Genomic DNA, 3,872 nt, shown 5'->3' with positions numbered 1-3,872 from the left:
ATCCTGCTTGCTGAATTTGCGTCGAAGGATCGAACGGCTGGGTCGCGCCGAGCTTCGTGATGAGTTGCTGGATGCGGTCGGTGTAAGACGCGCCCAATCCCTGATTGTAGGTGTAGGCGGCGCCAGCGATGCCGCCATCCCGGAGGCGTTCGGGATTGCCGCCTTGCGTCGGATCGACTGTGGCGTTGAGCTTGATCGAAGAGGCGAGACCAGGAACTACGGTGCCCGACGCTGGGATCGCGGGCCCCCCCACGTATGTGAAAAGTCCTGCAGCGTCAGGCAATGTCGGGGTCGCTGACTGGTCGCTTTCGGCGAAAGTTTGAATGAGGCCGCGGGCGATCTCATCGAGCTGGCTTTGATAAGTGGGCGCGATGCTGTCGCGCACTTCAACCAAGCCTGCGAGCTTGCCCGTGCTGATCGACATAACATGAGGCGTGCCGGCGATCGGCACGCCATCTGCGTATACCGGAGCGCCAATGGCACTCGCCGACAGATTCCCCGACGGCTGGAAAGTGACGGCGCGCGGCGTCTTATCGAAGAGCGTGACACCGCTATCGGTGTAGATCGCCATATCGCCATTGTCGCGCGAGACGGAGCGGATGCCGATCTCGGTCGAGAGCTGCTTTAGAACCGCGTCGCGCTGGTCGAGAACATCAGTGACGTCTCTGCCGGTGCTCGTTCCTGTCACAACTTGCTGGTTGAGCGTTTTGAACTGCGACAGCAAGCTGTTGATGTTGTCGACAGACGAAGCGATTTCGGTGTCGGCCTGGTTGCGCAACGTCGTCACCGCATCCGAGGCGGAGTTCAACGCCGATACGACCTGCTGAGCAGCGGAAACCGCGTTGGCGGCGAGCGCGCTGTTTTGCGGCGTTGAGGAGTATGTCTGCAGCGCCACATTGAATTTGGCGATGAGCGCTGCAGGCGATGTCTCGGCAGCCGTATCCCCGACAGTGTTTTCCAGCTGGTTGAGGGCCGAATTGACGACGGTCTGAGTCTTGCTGCCCGCGTTGGCGGAAAGATAGGTGTCCAGAAGAAGTTTGTTCGCGGTACGCGTTATCCCGGCAACCATCACGCCGCCGGGCCCGCTCACGACCTTCGCAACTTTGCGGTTCGCATCCGGATCGTTCACGCGCGAGATATTCTGCGAGATAACCGAGATTTGCTCGGATACCGTCGAGATACTCGATCGTGCGCTATTGGTACTCTGCGTAAGCGTCATTCCCAGGACCTTCTATGCCCGCAAGCTAATCAGCGGACGAGATTTACAAGCACGTCCAACAATTCAGTGCCCGTCTGGAACACTTTTGAATTTGCAGTGTAATTGCGTTGCGCCTGCACCATCGACGTCAATTCCGAAGCGAGGTCGACGGTGCTGCTTTCCAAAGCGCCGGAAATGATTTTGCCGCGGCCGCTGGAGTTGGCAGTACCGAGCTGCAGGTCGCCCGACTGCTTGTTGGTGGCGTAGACGTTGCCGGAAATAGCGGTGAGATTGTCCGGGCTGGAAACCGTGGCGAGCGGAATGCTGAAGGCGTCGACGCGCGATCCATCGGCGTAGACGGCGGTGACCACGCCTTCCTGGCTGATCTCCAAACGGTCCACAGCTGTCGGAGCACTGCCGTTCGCGCTCGGCGCATAGGCGCCGGTCTGCGGAGAGTAGGCGGCGGCAAGCTGAGTCATCTTGCTAACGTCGAGTGTGAAAGTCGAGCCGTTCGGAATGTTGATGCTCATCGAGGGGCCGCCGGTCGCGAGCGTGCCGTTCGTCGGATCGAACGTGAGTGTTTGCGTCGCCAGCTGCGAACCTGCTGAGTACGGGAAGCCACCGGATGTAGCTCCGGCTGCGTTGTATACGGTTACTTCCCACGTGTTATTGGCCGTCTTCGCCGAGTAAATGTCGAGCGTCACCTGATGACCGAGGTTGTCGTAGGTCACGATCGAAGTCTTGCCTGCGTATGCGGCCGACGCGCCGTTGGCGGACGGCAGATTTCCTGCAGCGGTGATGGTTGCGTCAGCCGGAAGGTTGACGCCGAACTTGCCGCTCGTCGAAGGCGTCGCCTTCATGCCAAGTCCTGCGGAGCTAACGACCTGAAGACCGGCGGCGCTATTGACTACCGAGCTCGAGCTTCCATCGAGCAGGTTGTAGCCGAGCAGCTTGAAGCCAGCCGCATTGACGAGATCGCCATTGGCATCCGGGACGAAGTTGCCGGCGCGCGTCAGGAACGGCGTGCCGGCGTCGCTCTCCACCATGAAGAAACCTTGGCCGCTGACCGCGAGGTCGGTCGGCGATTTGGTGTAAGTGAAATCGCCCTGCTGGGAGATCGCACGACGGGCAATGCTGGATACGGAGCCGGGTACGTACTGGGCGACACTGCCTTCCGCGATAAGGGTCGAAAACTCGGTCGTGGAAGCCTTGTAGCCAGCCGTATTGATGTTGGCGATGTTGTCCGCGACCGTTCCCATGCGGTCAGATTGGACAGACATCCCCGATACGCTGGTAGTCATTACTCCGTAAAGACCCATCGACATTCTCCTCGTCGCGAATGATGCTTACTTCAATTGAAGCATCTGGGCCTTGCGTGAGACTGGTTGTGGTCGCCTCGGTGACCACCGCAGGTTCCTCGACAGCGAACTCCTTCAAGCGGTATCCAAGGAAGCGTTGCGAATCGATCGGGTCGTGGCCGAGCCTTTGCTTCAGCCGTTTGCGCAAGCGGCTGATATGACTCTCGATAACGTTCTCGTGGATCTCGTCGTTGAAGATGCCGTAAACGCGATTGAAGATCTGGGTCTTGGTGATCCGGGTGTTCCGGCTGAGCACCAGACACTCCAGGATCCGACGTTCGCGGCGCGGCAGCGGCAAGACTTCGCCGCTGACGATCGGATCACGGCCATCGAAGAAGATGCGGATACCACCGACGTCGACGCACTCGTCGGTGATCTGCATGCGGCGACGGATGGCGCCGCTGCGGGCCAAGATCTCGCGGACGTGAAATGGCTTGGCCAGCACATCGTCAAACCCGAGGGAGAATAATTCGAGCGTTTCGCTCAGAGCTCTCGCTTCGATTAAGCCAATAAGCGGAGATTTGCAGCGCGAGCGAATTCGGGCGGATATTTGCCGCTTATTGGCGACGGTGCCGAGGAGGAATCCCTCGATCACGGCCACATCGGAATCGTTGATGAGCTCGAACCACTCAAAAAACTCGGAGGGTTCAACAGCCGTTGCAGCTACTCCCTCGCGATCGAAACACGCAACGTATCCCCCCGCGACCGTCGAACGGTCGTCAAGCACCACAAACATGATTTCCCCCAAGTCCCCGCAATCATTGGCATTCAAGGAAATACAGTGATTCACGCGACTTATTAACAACAATTTCATTATTGCATGGGTCGAAAAGGACACGGCAAATCGACGGCCCGCGCCCCGGGATGCGTATGCATTTGTTTCTCGCGAACGGCGCCTCAGCGAGCCGGCCCCCAGCCATCCGTGGCCTGTGCAAGCGATATTTTCGTTGGAATTCCAAAATCGCGGAAAGATTGAATTGGACGTAATTTGCTTCGCATTACGTAAGCGAGTTCGTGTCTAATACCGCGCAGCGACGTATATGGAATTGCGCAGAGCTGATGCTATTGCGAATTCCCTTTGGTGCGGAAATGAGCAACAGCAAGCTTCGGGATTTCATTCGCAGCTTCCAGGCTGAAGTTCTGATTCCGGAAGATGTGTCATCGAACGATGAGCGCCGTGGTGATTTTCGCCATTCCGCCCGCCAATACGTGGCGCTGCAATTCCGCAGCATGCACCTGATTTGTGATCTCGTGGACCTCTCAGAGAGCGGCGCAAAGGTCAGCGTCGGCGACGGCTTCGTTCCCAACGCCGGCGA

General features: G+C 58.5%; 3 protein-coding genes and 1 pseudogene. 1 reads left to right on the top strand and 3 read right to left on the bottom strand.

Going from position 1 to position 3,872, the window contains the following annotated elements; translation table 11 throughout:
* The 3 genes from flgK to EKK30_RS11080 form a co-directional block, all read right to left on the bottom strand.
* A partial coding sequence (gene flgK / locus EKK30_RS11090; RefSeq protein ID WP_290984691.1) for a flagellar hook-associated protein FlgK occupies nucleotides 1-1,219 on the bottom strand: 1,219 nt, incomplete at its 3' end.
* Nucleotides 1,220-1,248: 29 nt separating this feature from the next.
* Nucleotides 1,249-2,517: a flagellar hook protein FlgE gene (locus EKK30_RS11085; protein ID WP_290984688.1), complete on the bottom strand. Its 1,269-nt coding sequence runs from the start codon at nucleotides 2,515-2,517 to the stop codon at nucleotides 1,249-1,251.
* Nucleotides 2,462-3,292: a response regulator transcription factor gene (locus EKK30_RS11080; protein WP_290984685.1), complete on the bottom strand. Its 831-nt coding sequence runs from the start codon at nucleotides 3,290-3,292 to the stop codon at nucleotides 2,462-2,464. The genes EKK30_RS11085 and EKK30_RS11080 overlap by 56 nt, the downstream gene beginning before the upstream one ends.
* 353 nt (nucleotides 3,293-3,645) lie before the next feature.
* Here EKK30_RS11080 and EKK30_RS11075 point away from each other — a divergent pair.
* Nucleotides 3,646-3,872: pseudogene (locus EKK30_RS11075) on the top strand (PilZ domain-containing protein); the annotation flags it as partial.

The sequence above is a fragment of the Hyphomicrobium sp. genome (assembly GCF_003987855.1).
GTDB lineage: Bacteria > Pseudomonadota > Alphaproteobacteria > Rhizobiales > Hyphomicrobiaceae > Hyphomicrobium_B.
Note: the sequence above shows the minus strand (reverse complement) of the source record. Positions and strands in the feature narration are given on the sequence as shown.

What these genes read in the sequence shown, in the direction of transcription:
- EKK30_RS11080 (WP_290984685.1), bottom strand. Translation starts at nt 3,292, where the DNA reads ATGTTTGTGGTGCTTGACGACCGTTCGACGGTCGCGGGGGGATACGTT.
- EKK30_RS11085 (WP_290984688.1), bottom strand. Translation starts at nt 2,517, where the DNA reads ATGGGTCTTTACGGAGTAATGACTACCAGCGTATCGGGGATGTCTGTC.